Origin of the sequence: Micromonospora pallida, assembly GCF_900090325.1 — a bacterium.
GTDB lineage: Bacteria > Actinomycetota > Actinomycetes > Mycobacteriales > Micromonosporaceae > Micromonospora > Micromonospora pallida.
The window spans coordinates 5,250,677-5,267,741 of record NZ_FMHW01000002.1 but is presented as its reverse complement, the minus strand read 5'-3'; the positions used below and the strand labels follow the sequence as shown (position 1 = coordinate 5,267,741).

Here is a 17,065-nt window from a genome sequence, read left to right as displayed (position 1 = left end):
AAGGTGCTCGCTACCCACTCGCGGACTGGTATTGCAGGCGTTTTCCCAGGTCGTGCTCGCTGGGTTGGTCAAGCTCCGGGCTCTTCGCAGCCGTCCTGGTCGCCACCGTTGTGTTGCTCGGCGTCTCGCTTCGGCTGGCACTTCTGTACGAAGTAGTCCCCGAGGCCAGCGCGGAGACGCGCACGGGCGGCTTCCAGGCGTGCGGCGTAGTCGGGCATGAAGATTTCCACGAGCGACGTCTCAAGAGCGCCGCTGATGCGGTGCAGTGCCGACCAGACAGCGACGTCCTCGTTGGCGATGGCATCGAACCGCTCTGTGCCGATCACGTTGTAGAGCCAGTCGGAGAGCACCAGCGCCTGATCGCGGGTCAGGTTGATGGTGAAGTCGTCGGCCACCGAGCGAGAGTAGCGAGAACACTATCGGCATACGAGAACGTAGGCACTGCGCACCCGGCCGCCCAATGTCTCCAGACGGATCAGGAGTCAACCGAATCGGGGGGCAGTCCCGAGTTGCTGGTTGCCCTTGCTGTCGCCGCCGTGGTGGCCGCGATCTACGTGGCTCTCGTCGCAGTAGCAACCGATGTACCCGTCGTCGGCGCATTGTTGGCGTGCCTGGGAGGTGTGATCGCCGTGCTCGGCCCCATGGCGGTCTACGTCGGCGTCGCCCACGCCGGGCTGAAAGCCAGCTCGATCTGGCGGCGTTTCCGGCCGTAGGCACGTGCGGCCCGCATCCGGCCGGCACGAAGTCGGCGGACAGCGGGGAAGCAGAGTGAATGGTCGGCGGTCAGGTGATGTGGGCGAGGAGCTGTTGCGCCGTTGCCCGTTCGACGGCGCACACCTCCGCGACATCTTCCGGAACCGGTACGGCGAGACACGACCGCAGCGTGCCGACGGCCTCCTCCCGTCGACCCTGCTCGACCAGCAGCTCACCGAGGCAGCAGAGGGCGACTACGGTCGTCACGCTGTCCGCCTCACCGGCAGCCGAGGCGACGGTGTCGCGTAGCAGGGTTTCCCCGCCCTCGGCGTCGCCGCGGTCGAGCAGGTGGAGGGCCTTGGTCAGATGCTGGCGGGCGGACCGGGGCATACGCGAATGCTCGCAGTCGCTGCCTGCTCCTGCCTGGACCGGGGCCCCTGCTGGGGGCCTGGCCACTCCGTTGAAGCTTTCCTTCGTTGGGAGGCTGTATCTCGGAGGGTATTGACCAGGACTGGCTGCCGGAGCAGGGTGGGCCACGGAGCCACCAATCCGACCTGGAGGTTCGATGCCCATCCTGACGTCTCCGACGAGCAGACGCATCCTGCTCGCGGCCGTCGTGGCCGGTGCCACGACGATCGTTCCGCTCACCACCACCGCCCCGGCCGCCGCCGACACGTCCGCCACCCGGCAGCAGCAGTACGCCGCCGTGGCGGCGGAGTACGGCGTACCGGAAAGCGTGCTGCTCGGCGTCTCCTACCTACAGTCCCGGTGGGACACCAACGCCGGCACGCCCAGCACCAGCGGCGGCTATGGTCCGATGCACCTGACCGACGCCGAGTACGTGCTGTCCCTGCCCGGTGGACACCACCACGACGGGGACGAGGATCCGCGCGGGGACGACTCGCGACCGGCGCGCGACGTCGACTCGGCGCCGGACGCGCCACCCGCCGCGTCCCTGCAGACCCTCGACACCGCCGCCGGGCTCACCGGCGTCAGCGAGGAGGCGCTACGGGACGACCCGGTCGCCAACATCCGGGGCGGGGCGGCGCTGCTCTCGTCGTACCAGCGAGATCTGGCCGGACCGACCGGGAGCGCGAGCGATCCGGCGGCCTGGTACGGCGCGGTGGCCCGTTACTCCGGCGCGGACAGCGCGGACGCGGCGGCGGCCTTCGCCAACGAGGTGTACCGCACGATCCGTGAGGGCGCGAGCCGGACCACCGACGACGGCCAGCAGATCGCGCTCGCCCCGCACGCCGACCTGGTCCCGGTCACGTCCTGGCTGGACCGGCTCGGCCTGCGGAAGCTGGCCCGCCCGGACGGCCTGGAGTGCCCGGAGGACATCTCCTGCGAGTGGATTCCGGCGCCCTACCGGGATCTCGGCAACGGGGACTACGGCAACCACGACCTCTCCGACCGGCCCGGCCGGCAGAAGATCGAGTACATCGTCATCCACGACACCGAGGGCAGTTACGCGACCACCCTGCGGCTGGTCCAGGACCCGACGTACGTGAGCTGGAACTACACGCTGCGCTCGGTCGACGGGCACATCGCCCAGCATGTCAAGGCCAAGGACGTCGCCTGGCACGCCGGAAACTGGTACGTCAACGCCAAGGCGATCGGCCTGGAGCACGAGGGCTTCGCCGCCCAGGGCACCTGGTACACCGAGGCGATGTACCGGACCTCCGCGAAGCTGGTGCGGTATCTCGCGACGCGGCTCGGCATTCCGCTGGACCGGCACCACATCATCGGCCACGACAACGTGCCCGGCACGGTCGCGGCGAACGTGCGCGGCATGCACTGGGACCCGGGACCGTACTGGGACTGGGACCACTACTTCGACCTGATGAAGGCGCCGGAGATCGACACCGGGACCCCGTCGACCGGTCTGGTCCGCATCGACCCGGACTTCGCCACGAACCGGCCGGCCTTCACGGGCTGTGTCACCGCCGGGGTGCCCTGCCCGTCGCGTGGTTCGTCGGCGGTGATCCTGCGTAGCGCGCCGAGCCACACCGCGCCGCTGGTCAACGACATCGCGCTGCGTCCGAACGGCACCCCGAACACGATGCACATCTCCGACCACGGCGCCCGGGCGTCGACCGGTCAGACGTACGCGATCGCGGACCGGCAGGGTGACTGGACGGCGATCTGGTATCTCGGCCAGAAGGCGTGGTTCCACAACCCGGCCGACGCGCCGACCGGGAAGTGGACCGTCGGCCTGGTCGCCACCCCCAAGCCCGGCAAGGCGACCATCCCGGTGTACGGGCGGGCGTACCCGGAGGCGGCGGCGTACCCGGCGGGTGTGCCGTACCAGACGATCTCGCCGCTCCAGTACACGCTCTCGGCCGGCCAGCGGTACGCCGTCGGCAACGTGCTGCCCGGTGAGTACTACCGGGCCACCACCTTCGACGGCTCCTCGCCCGGCGACTGGACGGTGGTCCGGGGCGAGATGGAGTACGTGCAGATCCAGTTCGGTCACCGGGTGATGTTCGTGAACCGCGACGACGTGCAGCTCCTGCCCTCGGCCGTGGGGGCGCCCCGGTAGGTCCGGTGGTCCGGCGGGTTCCCGGTCGGTGCCGGGAACCCGCCGGACGGGGTGGGTCCGACCGTCGGCCGGGCGCGGTGCCCGCCCGGGGCCAGCAGGCAACGGGACGCGGGAGGAAGCGAGGGCCGGGCGGGAGGCACCGAGGCGCCCCGCGACCCGTCGGACCGGGGCGCGGGGCGCGCTGGTCAGCGGACCAGGACCCCCACCAACGTCCCGATGCTGGCGACAAGCGCGGCGATGATGGGGCTGAGCGCCTTGATGTACGCCAGGATGAGGCGGTGCCGCTCCTCCTGCTCGGAGGCGACCTCCTCCTCGTCGGGTTCCGTCGTCTCGAAGTCTGGCCCGGGAGGGGCTACAGTCAACTTGACTCCTTCCGTTGCGTGCGGTCGAGTCGAATGCGGCGTCCGGTGCCAGCCGGGCGCCGCCTCTTTTTGGGCGGCGCTGTGCCGTTCGACCGTTAGAGCATCCTCCTGCCGGGCGGCTATCACAAGGGTCGATTTTTCACTGTCAGGTAGCTGACAGTCCGATGCAACGCACTGAGAAAATTTTGGCTCGAATCCTTGCGTTGCGTGGACTCCTCATGAAGCAGCGCAGCGGAACGTAATCTCTACCAAAACGATGCGTGAGCGTGACCGGACCGGGTGACCCGGGCGCGGGCGTGGAGACCGCAGCACGACGTGCCCGGCCGGGGACGGCGGGTGACGACGGTTGCCGGAAACGCGGCACGCCCATCCCCGTCCCCGCCGGGCACGGGTTCCCGCCCGGCTGCCCCGTGCCGGCCGGGCGGGAAGATCTGCCGGGACGGTCAGTTCGCGGGAAGCTGCGCGGCGTGGGCCAGCACCTGGTCGATCAGCCCGTAATTCCGCGCCTGCTCGGCGGTGAACCAGCGGTCCCGGTCCGAGTCGCGCTCGATGTCGGCCACCGGGTGGCCGCTGTGCTCGGCGATCAGCTCCTGGACGGTGCGCTTGACGTACCGCATGTTCTCGGCCTGGATGCGGATGTCGGCGGCGGTCCCGCCGATGCCCCCGGAGGGCTGGTGCATCATGATCCGCGAGTGGGGGAGGGCGTACCGCTTGCCGGCCGTGCCGGCGCAGAGCAGGAACTGTCCCATGGAGGCGGCGAAGCCGAGCGCCAGGGTGGCCACGTCGTTCTTGACGTAACGCATGGTGTCGTAGATGGCCAGGCCGGCGCTGACCGAGCCGCCCGGCGAGTTGATGTAGAGGAAGATGTCCCGCTCGGCGTCCTCGGCGGCGAGCAACAGGATCTGTGCGCACACCTGGTTGGCCGACGCTTCGGTCACCTCGGTGCCGAGGAAGACGATGCGCTCCCGCAGCAACCGCTCGAAGACCTGGTCACCGAAGGGCGGCTGGTTGACCTCCAGCATGCGTACCGTGTGCCCGATCGTCACCGTGGACCTCCCTGCGCGCCTGCCGGCGGATGGCGGCCCGCCACCCGGTGGACCGGCCCGTCAAGCGTGCGGGCGACACGGCTCGTCAGCCGAGCGTTTCTGCCAGCCGCATATCTGCTGAGGGCAGAAGCCCGGTCAGCAGCGCGGTGCGGGACCGACGGCGAGCAGGACGCGGTGGTCGCCGAGAGCGCCCTGCCCGATCCGGACGACCCCTACGGAGGAGCCGGCGCCGCCCACACTCGCGTGCCGGCCGCCGACGACCAGGTGCCGGCCGCCAGCACCCACGCGACGGCGGCCAACGCCGACCTGCCGGCCGGCCACGCCTGCGCGACGACCGACCGTCGCGCGGGCGATCGGTGCCCGGTTCGTCGGAGAGGTGGGTCCACCCGGCACGGGGCGGGTGACCGGGGCGGGGCGGGACGCGGCCGGGGTGGGACGGAGGCTGGCCGGCAGGACCCGCCGGCTCGTCGGCACCCGGCTCGTCGGCACCCGGGGCGGTGCGACCGGGGTGCGGGGCTCGACCCGGCGCAGCTCGTCGCGGGCCTCCTCGAGCAGGTCGGAGAGGCGGATCCCGAGGGCGCGGCAGATCGCCGCGAGCACCTCCGACGAGGCTTCCTTGCGCCCTCGCTCGATCTCGGAGAGGTAGGGCACCGAGACGCCGGCCGCCCCGGCGACCTCACGCAGGGTGCGGCCCTGGCGGGTGCGGAGTCGGCGCAGGACCCCGCCGATCACTCGCCGTAGCAACGACATCCCGGCCTCCTCGGCGGTGTGGCGGTTCCGACTCTGCCCATTGTGCCGGTTTCCGCTGGTTCCGGTGACCCGCGCCGGGCCGGCGTCCGGAGCGGGGCAACGGGTCCCAGGGGTTACGTCGTCACCTGGCCGGCCGACCTGTGGCGTACCGGCTATGTTGTGCACGTGCAGGTGGCAGCGGAGGCGGGGGACCGCTGGTGATCCATTTTCCGGCGCAGCGGCGGGGGCCGCTCAGCGCGTTGAGCCTGCGGCTGGCCGCCGCGCTCGCTCTGGTCTGCACCGTGGTTGGCGTGGTGTACCTGGACCGTGCGGGCTACCGCGACGTCAACGAGGACGGCCTGACCCTCCTCGACTGCTTCTACTACGCGGTGGTCTCCCTCTCCACCACCGGGTACGGCGACATCACGCCGGCCTCTCAATCGGCCCGACTGATCAACGTCCTCTTCGTCACGCCGGCCCGGGTGCTCTTCCTGATCATCCTGGTCGGCACCACCCTGGAAGTGCTGACCGAGCAGTACCGGACCGGCCGTCGGCTGAGCCGGTGGGGGAGAACCGTGAAGGATCACGTCATCATCTGCGGCTACGGCACCAAGGGGCGCAGCGCGATCTCCGCCCTGTTGGAGAACGGGATGGACAAGTCCCGGATCGTCGTCGTGGAGCGCAGCGGCGCGGCGATCCGGCAGGCCACCTCGGCCGGGCTGGTCACCGTCGAGGGCTCGGCCACCCGGTCGGCGGTGCTCAACGAGGCGCACGTCCGTACCGCCAAGGCGGTGATCATCGCGACCGACAGCGACGACGCGTCCGTGCTGGTGGCGTTGACCGTCCGGCAGCTCACCGCCGGGCAGGTCCGGATCATCGCGGCCGTCCGGGAGGCGGAGAACGCGCCGCTGCTCAAGCAGAGCGGCGCGCACCACGTGATCGTCTCCTCCGCCACCGCCGGTCGGCTGCTCGGCCTCTCCACCTCCGCGCCGCCGTTGATCGACGTGGTCGAGGACCTGCTCACCCCCGGTCAGGGCATGGCGCTGGCGATGCGGTCGGCGGAACGGGCCGAGGTCGGCCGCTCACCCCGGGAGCTGGACACGCTGGTCATCGCCCTGGTCCGCCGGGGCAAGGTGGTCACCCTTTCCGACCAGGCCGGGGCCGTGGTCGAGACCGGCGACATGCTGGTGTACGTCCGGGACGACCGGCCGCAGGCGGCAACCACCCCCTGACCGGTACGACGAAAGGGCGGCCCGCTGACCGATAGGAGCCCACGACCGGTAGGCGACTCCCTGACCGGTACGGCACAGGGGCGGCCCTGTCCGGGACCGCCCCTGCCTCGCGTGTCGTCCTGGCCTAGAGGATGGTCCAGGTGTCGCCGCTGCTCAGCAGGCCGGCGAGCTGCTGCTCCGGCGTCTCGGTCACCGCGGCCTTTGCCTCGGCGACCTGGCTCTGCACCACGCTGTCGTAGGTGGGGCGGTCGACCGACCGGAACACCCCGATCGGGGTGTTGCTCAGGTCGGCGCCGGGCAGCCGGCTCAGCGCGAAGGCGTACGCCGGGTCGGCGACCGTCGCGTCGTGCACGACGATCTGCTCGGCCGGGGTGGAGGCGGTCTCCCGTACCTCGAGGCCGAAGCCGCCCGGCGGGTGCACCACGCAGAACCGGCCCTCCGCGCCGAAGGTGATCGGCTGCCCGTGCTCCAGCCGGATCAGGAAGTCGTCGCGGGTGCCCGGCTCCTTGAGCTGGTCGAACGCGCCGTCGTTGAAGATGTTGCAGTTCTGGTAGATCTCCACGAGCGCCGAGCCCTGGTGCTCGGCGGCGGCGCGCAGCACCGACTGGAGGTGCTTGCGGTCGGAGTCGATGGTGCGGCCGACGAAGGACGCCTCCGCGCCGAGGGCCAGCGAGACCGGGTTGAACGGCGCGTCCGCCGAGCCGGTCGGGGTCGACTTGGTGACCTTGCCGACCTCGGAGGTGGGCGAGTACTGCCCCTTGGTCAGCCCGTAGATCTTGTTGTTGAAGAGCAGGATCTTGAGGTTGACGTTGCGGCGCAGCGCGTGGATGAGGTGGTTGCCGCCGATGGAGAGGGCGTCGCCGTCGCCGGTGACCACCCAGACCGACAGGTCCGGTCGGCTCACCGACAGCCCGGTGGCGATCGCCGGGGCCCGGCCGTGGATCGAGTGCATCCCGTAGGTGTTCATGTAGTACGGGAAGCGCGAGGAACAGCCGATGCCGGAGACGAAGACGATGTTCTCGCGCGGGATCTTCAGCTCGGGCATGAACTGCTGCACCGCGGCGAGGATCGCGTAGTCACCGCAGCCGGGGCACCAGCGCACCTCCTGGTCGGACTTGAAGTCCTTGGCGGTGAGCTTCAGGGCGACGGGCTCAGACATTCTTCAGGACCTCTTCCAGCATCGTCTCCAGCTCCGCAGCGGTGAACGGCAGGCCCCGGACCTGGTTGTACGCGATCGCGTCGACCAGGTAGCGGCCCCGGATCACCTGGGCGAGCTGGCCGAGGTTCATCTCGGGGATGACCACGCGGTCGTAGGAGCGCAGCACCGTGCCGAGGTTGGCCGGCATCGGGGCCAGGTGCCGCAGGTGCGCCTGGGCGATGGAGAGCCCACGCTGCCGCAGCCCCCGGCAGGCCGCGCCGATCGGCCCGTACGTCGAGCCCCAGCCGAGGACCAGCACCCGGGCGTCGCCGTCCGGGTCCTCCACCTCGACGTCCGGCACCGGGATGGTCTCGATCCGGGCGGCCCGGGTACGGACCATGAAGTCGTGGTTGGTCGGGTCGTAGGAGATGTCGCCGGTCTTGTCGGCCTTCTCCAGACCGCCGATGCGGTGCTCCAGCCCCGGGGTGCCCGGGATGGCCCACGGCCGGGCCAGCGTCTCCGGGTCACGCAGGTACGGCAGGAAGCTGCCGTCCTCGCCGTTGGGCTCGGTGGCGAACTCGACCCGCAGGTCGGGCAGGGTCTCCACGTCCGGCAGCAGCCACGGCTCGGACCCGTTGGCGACGTAGTTGTCGGAGAGCAGCAGGACCGGGGTGCGGTAGGTCAGCGCGATCCGGGCCGCCTCGATGGCCGCGTGGAAGCAGTCCGACGGTGACTTCGGGGCGATCACCGCGACCGGGGCCTCGCCGTGCCGGCCGTACAGGGCCATGTTCAGGTCGGCCTGTTCGGTCTTGGTGGGCATGCCGGTGGACGGGCCGGCCCGCTGCACGTCGACGATGACCAGGGGAAGCTCCAGCGCCACCGCCAGGGAGATCGTCTCGCTCTTCAGCGCCACCCCCGGGCCGCTGGTGGTGGTGATGCCGAGCGCCCCGCCGTACGACGCGCCGAGCGCCGCGCCCACCGCCGCGATCTCGTCCTCGGCCTGCATGGTGGTCACGCCGAAGCGCTTGTGCTTGCTCAGCTCGTGCAGGATGTCCGAGGCCGGGGTGATCGGGTACGCCCCGAGGAAGACCGGCAGCCCGGAGCGGACCCCGGCGGCGACCAGCCCCAGCGACAGCGCCGCGTTGCCGGTGATGTTGCGGTAGGTGCCCGGCTGCATCTTGGCCGGCTTGACCTCGTACCGCACCGAGAAGGAGTCGGTGGTCTCGCCGAAGTTCCAGCCGGCCTTGAAGGCGGCGATGTTCGCGGCGACCAGTTCGGGACGCTTGGCGAACTTGCGCTCCAGGAACCGCAGCGTGGACTCGTACGGCCGGGAGTACATCCAGGAGAGCAGGCCGAGGGCGAACATGTTCTTGGCCCGCTCGGCGTCCTTCTTCGAGACGGCGTGCTCGGCGAGCGCGCCGACCGTCATCGAGGTCAGCGCCACCGGGTGCACCACCCAGCCGGCGAGCGTGTCGTCGTCCAGCGGGTTGGCCTGGTAGCCGACCTTGGCCAGGTTGCGCTTGGTGAACTCGTCGGTGTTGACGATGATGTCCGCGCCTCGCGGCAGGTCGTGCAGGTTGGCCTTGAGCGCGGCGGGGTTCATCGCGACCAGGACGTTCGGCGCGTCGCCCGGGGTGAGGATGTCGTAGTCGGCGAAGTGCACCTGGAAGCTGGACACCCCGGGCAGGGTGCCTGCGGGGGCCCGGATCTCGGCGGGGAAGTTCGGCAACGTGGAGATGTCGTTGCCGAGCTGCGCCGTCTCCGAGGTGAACCGGTCGCCGGTGAGTTGCATGCCGTCGCCGGAGTCACCGGCGAACCGGATGACCACTCGGTCGAGCTGACGGAGTTGCTTGGTCACGCCTGCACCTCGCTTCGCGTGGCCCGGTCGCCGGGGCGGCCGAACCTGATGCTGACCTCGCCTTGCCCGGTCACCTGACCTCCTTGGACGCACTGCTGTGGCGGGCCCTTCGGGTGACCGACCGGACCCGCTCCGCATCAACATCTAGGAGCCTACGTCGGGCAGGGGGCGCCGTCGGGCCGCAGGTCCGCCGAATGGGACCGCCGCACCCCATAAACTGTACGGTTTTGTGGCGTTTTGGGGCTACAGCCGTAATCGAAATCACCGATCGGGGCTGCCGGCAGTATATCGACCGACATCACTTAGTCTCACCGCCGGTGCTCGCTGATCCGGCCGATGGCCCAGCCAGCCGGCGCCGCAGCGACGTGGTCGCCAGGGTCAGCGCCAGCACCACCAGGAAACCGGAGGCGCCGATGAGGATGATCGCGGTCCGCTGCGCCGAACTCCATCCGCCATCCGGGCCCGAGCTTCTGGTCGAACCGGTGAGCACGTCCGCTGAGCCGGTCGACTGGTCCACCCCGGCGACCGAGGCGGCGGCGGTGATCCGGAAGCTCATCTGCACCCGCCGGTTCGGGCCGTTGCGCGGGTCGAGCTGGCCGACCACGCCACCGGAGAGCGGGGCCAGCCGCTGCGCCCCGGGCGTCGCGGCGACCGGCAGCCGCAGCACAGCCGTCCGGCCCGCCGGCACCGTTCCCGCCGCGCACCGGGTACGCCCGGTGGGCAGGGTCGTGCAGCCGTCCGGCGGGTCGGACACGCTCACCCCGTCGGGCAGGACCACCTCGACCATGCCGGCGGCGTCGGCCCGGCCCGTGTTGCCGAGCCGGACCTCCAGCGTGCTCGGCCCACCGCCGACGTCGAAGGCCACCTCGTCGGCCGCCAGATCGATACCGGGCACCGGCGGGCCGGGCGGGAAGAGGACCGCGAAGCCCTCGTCGTCGCGTACCGGAGCGGTCTGACCCGGGGCGGTTCCGGTGACCGTCACGGTGCCGCCGAGGGGGATCCGCCGCCAGGCGTCCCCGCTGACCCGAACCCGGACCAGGCTGCTGAACCGGGCGCCTGGTGCAACCGTCCACGCGCCGCACCGGTAGCCGCGGTCGCCGGCCGGCGCGCACCCCGGCGTACCGGCGTCGGTGACCCCCGTCGGCAGGGTGTACGCCAGGCTGAGCCGCCCGGTCACCCCGCCGGTGTTGGTCACGGTGACCCGGAGGGTGGCCGTGGTGTGCGCCGCGTTCCAGTACCTGGCAGTCAGGCGGACGTCCCCGGTGGTGACCCGGACGCCGAGCCGGGCGGGCGCCGGCTGGCCCGGGGCGGACGTCGACGGCGGAGCGTGGGTCGGCAGCGGCGGCCGTGGCGTCGAGGTCCGGGTGACGGTGGGCAGCGGGCCCGCCGTGGTCGCCGTGGGGAGTGGATCGGGGGCGCCGGTGGTCGGTGGTGGTGTCTCGCCCGGCGGTTCCCCGGTCGGCGGTGGGGTGCTGGGCGCCGGCTCGGTCGGGTCGGGCGGGTCCGTCGACGCCTCCGGGTCGCCGTTCTCCGCCGGCTCGGTGACCGGCCCGTACGCCTGCCCGGCCGCCATCGGCGCGGCGGCGGCCAGCCCGGGGGACACTGCCGCCGCGGCCAGCCCAGGGAGCAACGCCGCCACGGCTATGGCCAGCGAGACCGACAGCAGGGGTACGACCCAACGGTCGCGGAAACGTCCACCAGGGCGTGGCGGGTCGATGGGCGTCAACTCTCCTCCGGTCACAACGGGTGGGCGGCCGGTAGGCTCTCGGACCATGGACGGCTACCTCGGCTCGTACGCGACACTCGGGCTGTTGCTGGGCGCGAGCGTCCTCTTCTTCGTGATGGCGTTCACGGCCAACCGGGTGTTACGTCCTGCCCGTCCGGCTGATCCGCCGGGCAAGCGCGCCAGCTATGAGTGCGGCCTCGACCCGGTGGGCGGCGACTGGGCGCAGATGCAGATCAGGTACTACGTCTACGCGTACCTGTACGTCCTGTTCGCCGTCGAGGCGGTCTTCCTCTTCCCCTGGGCGGTGGTCTTCGACCGACCCGGGTTCGGGCTTGTCACTGTGGCCGAGATGGGCATCTTCGTGGCCGTGCTCGCGCTCGGTGTCCTCTACGCCTGGCGGCGGAACATCCTGCGCTGGACCTGAGCCCCGCGCTGAAGTCGACCGGGCCGGCTGGCCGGGGCAGCGCAGGACGGCGCACTGCCGAAGCGGAGTCGGAGCGGATTCGATCAGGCCAGGCCGCGCCGGGTCAGGACGGGTGGGCGGTCGCCCCGGATCGAGGCCACCATGTCCAGCACCCGGCGGGTCTGCCGGACCTGGTGCGCCCGGAACACCCGCGCGCCCAGCCAGGCCGACACGGCGGTGGCGGCGAGGGTCCCCTCCAGCCGCTCGGTCACCGGCAGGTCGAGGGTCTCCCCGATGAAGTCCTTGTTCGACAGGGCCACCAGCAGCGGCCACCCGGTACCGGCCAGTTCGCCGAGCCGACGGGTGATCTCCAGCGAGTGTCGGGTGTTCTTGCCGAAGTCGTGCGCCGGGTCGATGAGGATGCCGTCGGGGCGTACCCCGAGCGCGACCGCGCGGTCGGCGAGCCCGGTCACCGTGGTCAGCACGTCCGCCACCACGTCGTCGAAGGCGGCCCGGTGCGGCCGGGTACGCGGCGCCAGCCCACCCGCGTGCGAGCAGACCAGTCCCGCGCCGGTCTCGGCGGCGACCCGGGCCAGCGCCGGGTCCGCGCCGGACCAGGTGTCGTTGAGCAGGTCCGCCCCGGCGGCCACCGCCTCCACCGCCACCTCGGCCCGCCAGGTGTCGATCGAGATGACCACCTCGGGGAAGGCGGCCCGGACGGCGGCGATGGTGTCGACCGTACGGCGAATCTCCTCGGCGACGTCCACCTCGTCGCCGGGTCCGGCCTTCACCCCGCCGATGTCGATGATCTTGGCGCCCTCGGTTACCGCCCGCTCGACGGCCCGCAGCGCGCTGTCGGCGGCGTAGGTGGCCCCCCGGTCGAAGAACGAGTCCGGGGTGCGGTTGACGATCGCCATCACCACCAACTCGCCCGGGGCGAACGTACGCGCACCGAGTCGCAGCGTGCCGGCCATGTCCGCCTCCCGAGTCCCGCCCGTCACCGACCGTCCCGACGCTAGTCGGTCGCCCCGCGCCCCGGTCCACTGACCGGCGCGAGGCGGCGGCACGATGTGGTCCGGGGTCGCTCGACGGCGATCGTCATGCCACGATCTGTGCATGGGTCAGCTTCTGCTCCTGCTGGTCGTGGCGTTGACCGCCGCGGCGGTGGTGTTCGGCGTGACGGTCCTGGTCACCGGCCGCGATCCGGGTCTGGTCCCGGCGGAACCGGACGGTCGGGCGGTGCCACTGCCCGGCGGCCGTCCGCTCGCCGAGTCGGACATCGGCGCGGTTCGTTTCGACACCGGGCTGCGGGGGTACCGGATGGACCAGGTCGACCAGGCGCTGCGCCGGGCGGCCTACGACATCGGGTACAAGTCCGAACTGATCGGGGTGCTGGAAGCGGAGGTCGACGCCTTGCGGAAGGGACGTACCGCCGAGGCCGACCAGCTGCGGGACACCCGGCTGGCCGCCGTCACCGTCGCACCGGCCGCCGCCGACCCAAGAGCCTCCGCGAACATCGAGGGAGAACCAGCGGCCGAGGCCGACATCGCCGACGGTACGGGTGCCGGTGCCCCGGCCGGGACCGGTGGTACGGGCAGCGCCGAGGCGGACCAGCGGCCGGGCCAGCCCGACGCGGTCGTGCGGTCGGAGCCGGCGTGACCGCGGCGGAAGGCAGCGGGGAACTCCGTCAGGCGGCCCAGCCCGGAGCCGGTGAGGTCACCGCGACAGTGATCATCGACGCGCCCGCCGAGCGGGTGTTCGCCGCCTTCACCGCCTGGGAACGACAGTCGGACTGGATTCCGTTCACCCGGGTCCGGGTCGTCGAGGGGGACGGCGGCGAGGGGAGCCTGATCGAGGCGGTCACCGCGATCGGGCCGGCGGCGCTCCGCGACAAGATGCGGGTGGTCCGGGTCGACGCGCCGTACGAGGTGGGGGTGGTCCACTGCGGGCGGCTGCTGCGCGGCCCCGGTGTGCTGCGCTGCACCCCGATGGAGGGAAACCGGACCCAGGTGGTGTGGCACGAGTGGTTCCACCTGCCCGGTGGGGCAGCTGGCCGGGTCGCCTGGCCGGTGCTCTGGCCCGGCTCGAAGATCAGCCTGACCCGGGCCCTGAAGAAGTTCGGCCGGCTCGTCGAGCAGGGCCGCCTGCCCTGACCGGGACGCCCGGGTCGGGGTGTCCCCGGCCGGCGGGCTGCGGTCGAGAACGGCGGGCCCGGTCGGAACTGCCGGCCGGTCAGGAACCGTCGCCCGGGTCGGGGTGCCAGCCGGGAGAGCGGAGTAGGTGGCCGGCACGGTGCCGCCAGGACATCGCGGCCCGGACGTCCCGGGCGATCGCGACGTACTCGTGGAACGCGACCCGCAGCGGGTTGTGGGTGGCGATGTTCGTGGTCAGGCCGTAGACGCAGCGTTCCCGCTCCGGGGCGAAGGTGCCGAAGAGCCGGTCCCAGACGATCAGGATGCCGCCGAAGTTGCGATCCAGGTAGCCGCCCTGGGAGGCGTGGTGCACCCGGTGGTGGGACGGAGTGTTGAAGACCGCCTCGAACCACCGGGGCATCCGGTCGATCCGCTCGGTGTGGATCCAGAACTGGTAGAGCAGGTTGACCGAACCGCAGAAGGCCACCACCGCGGGATGCACCCCGGCGAGGACCAGCGGCACGTAGAAGAGCCAACCCGCCACGCTCGTCCAGGGCTGGCGTAGCGCGGTGGAGAGGTTGAACCGTTCCGAGGAGTGGTGCACCACGTGCGTGGCCCAGAGGATCCGGACCACGTGGTGGCCCCGGTGCGACCAGTAGTAGAAGAAGTCCTGCGCGACCAGGATGAGCGGCCAGGTCCACCAGACCTCGACCACCCGTAGCGGGGTGAGCGCGTACAGCAGCGCGTACGCGGCGGCGATCGGGATCTTCCAGAGCAGGTCCGCCCCGACACTGCCCAGCCCCATGGCCAGGCTGGTGGCGGTGTCCGCCGCCGAGTAGCCGACTTCGCCGTCGTCGCGATGCAGCAGGTAGGAGACCCGTTCCAGCACGATCAGCAGCAGGAAGGCCGGAATCGACCAGGCAATGACGTCCGGGAACTCCTTCATCGGGCCGCGCCCCTCACCGTCGGATTTACCAGCCGGTAACAAGAACGATAGGCAGGCCGGCGGGCCGAGGCAATGGCCCAGGGGCAGGTGACCTACGGTGGACGCCGTGAACGACCTGGTGACCGGCGCGGACGGCCTGGCCCGCTGCGGCTGGGGAGCGGGCGCCCCGGACTACGCGGCCTACCACGACGGGGAGTGGGGGCGGCCGCTGCGCGGTGACGACGCCCTCTTCGAGCGGATCACGCTGGAGGCGTTCCAGTCCGGCCTCTCCTGGCTGACCATCCTGCGCAAGCGCGCCGCGTTCCGACATGCCTTCGACGACTTCCGGATCGCCGCCGTCGCCGGCTACGGCGAGGCCGATGTGACCCGTCTGCTCGCCGACGCGGGCATCGTCCGCAACCGGGCCAAGATCGAGGCGGCGATCGCCAACGCGCGGGCCGCGCTCGACCTGCCCGAGGGGCTCTCCGCGCTGCTCTGGTCCTTCGCCCCACCCGCCCGGGTGTCCCGGCTGGGTCGGCTGGCCGACGTGCCGGCGGTGACGCCCGAGTCGACCGCGCTTGCCCGGGCGCTCAAGAAGCGCGGCTTCCGCTTCGTCGGGCCGACCACCGCGTACGCGCTGATGCAGGCCACCGGCATGGTCGACGACCACCTGACCGGCTGTCACGTCGTCCTCGCCCCGGCGGCGTGATGGGATGGCGGGTATGACCGAAATCGACCTCGCCGACCCGGGGCGACTGACCGTCCCCGGCGCCGACCGCGCCTGGGCGGTGCTGATCTCCGCCGACCGGTACGAGGCCGAGCGGCTCGTCCAGCACGACACGCTCGAGCTGACCGGGCTGGAGACCGACCGACGGCCGTCCCCCGGCGACCCGGTCGCGGTGGTCGTCGACGGTGAACCGGCGTACCTGGTGGCGCTCGGCCGGGTCGAGTCCGGGGTGGGCGTCGAGCGGGACCCGGACGACCCCGATCCGGACGAGGACGTGACGCCGCTGGTGGTGGCGTACACCCGGCGGCTCCTCGACGAGCCGCTGCCGGTCGACGGGCTGGTGTTCCACGACTCGCTCACCCCGCTCACCGCCGACCGCTGGCGGGCGCTGGCCGACCGGCTCGGGCCACCGCCACCCCGACGGACCTGGCTGGTCAGCCTGGACCTGCCGATCGAGGCGGCGAGCCCGGCCGAGGCGGTCCGGATCTTCTGGTCGTACGTGCGCGAGCTGGGTCCCCGGGAGCTGCCCGCGTACGTCTCGCCGAGCGGGGACGAACTGGCCATGCAGGCGTACGTGCTGGGTGCCGAGGCCAACCAGGACCCGGAGGAGGACGACTAGCGTCCCGGCGCGCGGGTAACGGGCCGGCGAGGAGCCGGCGCACCGTCGGCTCTCCCGGTACGCGACCAGCGGGCTGACCGCGTGGGCGCGGGAGAGGGGCGCCGATGCGCTTCCAGGACAAGGTCGTCTTCGTCACCGGCGGCGCGTCCGGGCTGGGCGCCGCCACCGCGCGGCGGTTCGCCAGCGAGGGGGCCCGCGTGGCGATCGCCGACATCAACACCGAGGGCGCCACGCGGATGGCCGGGGAGCTGCCGGACGCCCAGGCGGTGACGGTCAACACCGGCGACCCCGCCTCCGTCGAGCAGGGCATCGCCGAGGCCCTCCAGCGGTACGGCCGGATCGACGTGATCTTCAACAACGCAGGTATCGACGGCCGGCAGCAGCCCCTGCACGAGATGGACCTGGACAACTGGGAACGGGTCCGGCGGATCAACGGCGACGGCGTCTTCTACGTGCTCAAGTACGGCATCGAGGCGTTGCTGCACGCTGGGGGCGGGGCGATCGTGAACACCTCGTCGACCACCGCGCTGGCCGCCCAGGAGAACATTTCGCCGTACACCTTCAGCAAGGCCGGGATCGTCGGGCTGACCCGGTCGGCGGCGGTCGAGTACGCGGCCCGCAACATCCGGATCAACGCGATCGCCCCGACCGTGGTCATGACCCCGCTGGTCGAGAACTTCATCGAGAACGCGCCGGATCCGGCGCAGATGCGCCAGGAGATGGAGTCGTTCAACCCGAAGCCCGGCATCCCCACCCCGGAGGACGTCGCCGCCGTGGTCGCCTTCCTCGCCTCCGACGACGCGGCCTGGATCACCGGGCACACCGTCCCGATCGACGGCGGTTACGTCGCCCGCTGACCCGTGATCCACTCCGGTTGCGGCAAGTCGGGGTGTCCCGCGTCGGAATGAGCCCGACCTGCCGCAAAATCGCCCG

Annotated in this window: 18 protein-coding genes and 1 pseudogene; 9 read left to right on the top strand and 10 right to left on the bottom strand. The window is 71.7% G+C overall.

What is annotated here, in order from left to right; translation table 11 throughout:
• Positions 1-68: 68 nt before the first annotated feature.
• Positions 69-395, bottom strand: coding sequence for a hypothetical protein (locus tag GA0074692_RS21810; protein ID WP_218106825.1), 327 nt, complete (start codon positions 393-395; stop codon positions 69-71).
• Positions 396-503: 108 nt separating this feature from the next.
• Between GA0074692_RS21810 and GA0074692_RS21805 the strand changes: the two are divergent.
• A pseudogene (locus GA0074692_RS21805) lies at positions 504-713 on the top strand (hypothetical protein); the annotation flags it as partial.
• Between the two features lie 70 nt (positions 714-783).
• On the opposite strand, the gene GA0074692_RS21800 reads toward GA0074692_RS21805, so the two are convergent.
• On the bottom strand, positions 784-1,083 hold the full coding sequence (locus tag GA0074692_RS21800) for a hypothetical protein (RefSeq protein ID WP_091647012.1): 300 nt from the start codon (positions 1,081-1,083) through the stop codon (positions 784-786).
• 175 nt (positions 1,084-1,258) lie between these two features.
• Between GA0074692_RS21800 and GA0074692_RS21795 the strand changes: the two genes are divergently transcribed.
• Positions 1,259-3,235 (top strand): N-acetylmuramoyl-L-alanine amidase, encoded by a 1,977-nt coding sequence (locus GA0074692_RS21795; protein ID WP_091647011.1) that lies wholly within the window; start codon positions 1,259-1,261, stop codon positions 3,233-3,235.
• A 185-nt stretch (positions 3,236-3,420) separates the two neighbouring features.
• Here the strand turns inward: GA0074692_RS21795 and GA0074692_RS34895 are convergent, their stop codons facing one another.
• From GA0074692_RS34895 to GA0074692_RS36130, 3 genes are all read right to left on the bottom strand, one after another.
• The gene (locus tag GA0074692_RS34895) at positions 3,421-3,597 is read right to left on the bottom strand and encodes a hypothetical protein (protein ID WP_176738537.1); all 177 of its coding nucleotides are present in this window, start codon (positions 3,595-3,597) and stop codon (positions 3,421-3,423) included.
• A 443-nt stretch (positions 3,598-4,040) separates the two neighbouring features.
• On the bottom strand, positions 4,041-4,619 hold the full coding sequence (locus GA0074692_RS21790) for a ClpP family protease (RefSeq protein ID WP_091653909.1): 579 nt from the start codon (positions 4,617-4,619) through the stop codon (positions 4,041-4,043).
• A 159-nt stretch (positions 4,620-4,778) separates the two neighbouring features.
• Complete coding sequence (locus GA0074692_RS36130; protein ID WP_245730409.1) at positions 4,779-5,393, bottom strand: helix-turn-helix domain-containing protein; 615 nt, start codon at positions 5,391-5,393, stop codon at positions 4,779-4,781.
• A 197-nt stretch (positions 5,394-5,590) separates the two neighbouring features.
• Between GA0074692_RS36130 and GA0074692_RS21780 the strand changes: the two genes are divergently transcribed.
• The gene (locus GA0074692_RS21780) at positions 5,591-6,604 is read left to right on the top strand and encodes a potassium channel family protein (RefSeq protein WP_091647010.1); all 1,014 of its coding nucleotides are present in this window, start codon (positions 5,591-5,593) and stop codon (positions 6,602-6,604) included.
• Positions 6,605-6,728: 124 nt separating this feature from the next.
• On the opposite strand, the gene GA0074692_RS21775 is transcribed toward GA0074692_RS21780, so the two are convergent.
• The 3 genes from GA0074692_RS21775 to GA0074692_RS21765 all read right to left on the bottom strand — a co-directional run bounded on the left by GA0074692_RS21775 (position 6,729) and on the right by GA0074692_RS21765 (position 11,326).
• Complete coding sequence (locus GA0074692_RS21775) at positions 6,729-7,763, bottom strand: 2-oxoacid:ferredoxin oxidoreductase subunit beta (RefSeq protein ID WP_091647009.1); 1,035 nt, start codon at positions 7,761-7,763, stop codon at positions 6,729-6,731.
• Positions 7,756-9,600 carry a 2-oxoacid:acceptor oxidoreductase subunit alpha gene (locus GA0074692_RS21770; protein WP_091647008.1) on the bottom strand — a complete coding sequence of 615 codons (1,845 nt, stop codon included), beginning with the start codon at positions 9,598-9,600 and terminating at the stop codon, positions 7,756-7,758. The genes GA0074692_RS21775 and GA0074692_RS21770 overlap by 8 nt, the downstream gene beginning before the upstream one ends.
• Positions 9,601-9,898: 298 nt before the next feature.
• On the bottom strand, positions 9,899-11,326 hold the full coding sequence (locus tag GA0074692_RS21765) for a hypothetical protein (protein ID WP_245730408.1): 1,428 nt from the start codon (positions 11,324-11,326) through the stop codon (positions 9,899-9,901).
• A 46-nt stretch (positions 11,327-11,372) separates the two neighbouring features.
• Here GA0074692_RS21765 and ndhC point away from each other — a divergent pair, with 46 nt between their 5' ends.
• Positions 11,373-11,750: an NADH-quinone oxidoreductase subunit A gene (ndhC, locus tag GA0074692_RS21760; RefSeq protein ID WP_091647007.1), complete on the top strand. Its 378-nt coding sequence runs from the start codon at positions 11,373-11,375 to the stop codon at positions 11,748-11,750.
• Between the two features lie 83 nt (positions 11,751-11,833).
• Here the strand turns inward: ndhC and folP are convergent, their stop codons facing one another.
• Positions 11,834-12,703: a dihydropteroate synthase gene (gene folP, locus GA0074692_RS21755; protein WP_091647006.1), complete on the bottom strand. Its 870-nt coding sequence runs from the start codon at positions 12,701-12,703 to the stop codon at positions 11,834-11,836.
• A gap of 142 nt (positions 12,704-12,845) precedes the next feature.
• Here folP and GA0074692_RS21750 point away from each other — a divergent pair, with 142 nt between their 5' ends.
• Together GA0074692_RS21750 and GA0074692_RS21745 are read left to right on the top strand one after the other, a co-directional pair.
• Positions 12,846-13,388 carry a DivIVA domain-containing protein gene (locus GA0074692_RS21750; RefSeq protein ID WP_091647005.1) on the top strand — a complete coding sequence of 181 codons (543 nt, stop codon included), beginning with the start codon at positions 12,846-12,848 and terminating at the stop codon, positions 13,386-13,388.
• Positions 13,385-13,882 carry an SRPBCC family protein gene (locus GA0074692_RS21745; protein ID WP_091647004.1) on the top strand — a complete coding sequence of 166 codons (498 nt, stop codon included), beginning with the start codon at positions 13,385-13,387 and terminating at the stop codon, positions 13,880-13,882. The genes GA0074692_RS21750 and GA0074692_RS21745 overlap by 4 nt, the downstream gene beginning before the upstream one ends.
• Positions 13,883-13,961: 79 nt before the next feature.
• Here GA0074692_RS21745 and GA0074692_RS21740 read toward each other — a convergent pair whose 3' ends face one another.
• Entirely contained in the window at positions 13,962-14,807 is an 846-nt protein-coding gene (locus tag GA0074692_RS21740) for a sterol desaturase family protein (RefSeq protein ID WP_091647003.1), read from the bottom strand.
• Positions 14,808-14,913: 106 nt separating this feature from the next.
• On the opposite strand from GA0074692_RS21740, the gene GA0074692_RS21735 reads away from it, so the two are divergent.
• The 3 genes from GA0074692_RS21735 to GA0074692_RS21725 all read left to right on the top strand — a co-directional run bounded on the left by GA0074692_RS21735 (position 14,914) and on the right by GA0074692_RS21725 (position 16,989).
• Complete coding sequence (locus tag GA0074692_RS21735; RefSeq protein WP_091653905.1) at positions 14,914-15,495, top strand: DNA-3-methyladenine glycosylase I; 582 nt, start codon at positions 14,914-14,916, stop codon at positions 15,493-15,495.
• Positions 15,496-15,508: 13 nt separating this feature from the next.
• Complete coding sequence (locus GA0074692_RS21730; protein WP_091647002.1) at positions 15,509-16,132, top strand: hypothetical protein; 624 nt, start codon at positions 15,509-15,511, stop codon at positions 16,130-16,132.
• A 104-nt stretch (positions 16,133-16,236) separates the two neighbouring features.
• Complete coding sequence (locus GA0074692_RS21725; RefSeq protein ID WP_091647001.1) at positions 16,237-16,989, top strand: SDR family NAD(P)-dependent oxidoreductase; 753 nt, start codon at positions 16,237-16,239, stop codon at positions 16,987-16,989.
• The last annotated feature ends 76 nt before the right edge of the window (positions 16,990-17,065 follow it).

Coding starts and splice junctions, on each gene's coding strand:
- GA0074692_RS21800 (WP_091647012.1), bottom strand. CDS start 1,083: ATGCCCCGGTCCGCCCGCCAGCATCTGACCAAGGCCCTCCACCTGCTC.
- GA0074692_RS21795 (WP_091647011.1), top strand. CDS start 1,259: ATGCCCATCCTGACGTCTCCGACGAGCAGACGCATCCTGCTCGCGGCC.
- GA0074692_RS21790 (WP_091653909.1), bottom strand. CDS start 4,619: ATGCTGGAGGTCAACCAGCCGCCCTTCGGTGACCAGGTCTTCGAGCGG.
- GA0074692_RS36130 (WP_245730409.1), bottom strand. CDS start 5,393: ATGTCGTTGCTACGGCGAGTGATCGGCGGGGTCCTGCGCCGACTCCGC.
- GA0074692_RS21775 (WP_091647009.1), bottom strand. CDS start 7,763: ATGTCTGAGCCCGTCGCCCTGAAGCTCACCGCCAAGGACTTCAAGTCC.
- ndhC (WP_091647007.1), top strand. CDS start 11,373: ATGGACGGCTACCTCGGCTCGTACGCGACACTCGGGCTGTTGCTGGGC.
- folP (WP_091647006.1), bottom strand. CDS start 12,703: ATGGCCGGCACGCTGCGACTCGGTGCGCGTACGTTCGCCCCGGGCGAG.
- GA0074692_RS21750 (WP_091647005.1), top strand. CDS start 12,846: ATGGGTCAGCTTCTGCTCCTGCTGGTCGTGGCGTTGACCGCCGCGGCG.
- GA0074692_RS21740 (WP_091647003.1), bottom strand. CDS start 14,807: ATGAAGGAGTTCCCGGACGTCATTGCCTGGTCGATTCCGGCCTTCCTG.
- GA0074692_RS21730 (WP_091647002.1), top strand. CDS start 15,509: ATGACCGAAATCGACCTCGCCGACCCGGGGCGACTGACCGTCCCCGGC.
- GA0074692_RS21725 (WP_091647001.1), top strand. CDS start 16,237: ATGCGCTTCCAGGACAAGGTCGTCTTCGTCACCGGCGGCGCGTCCGGG.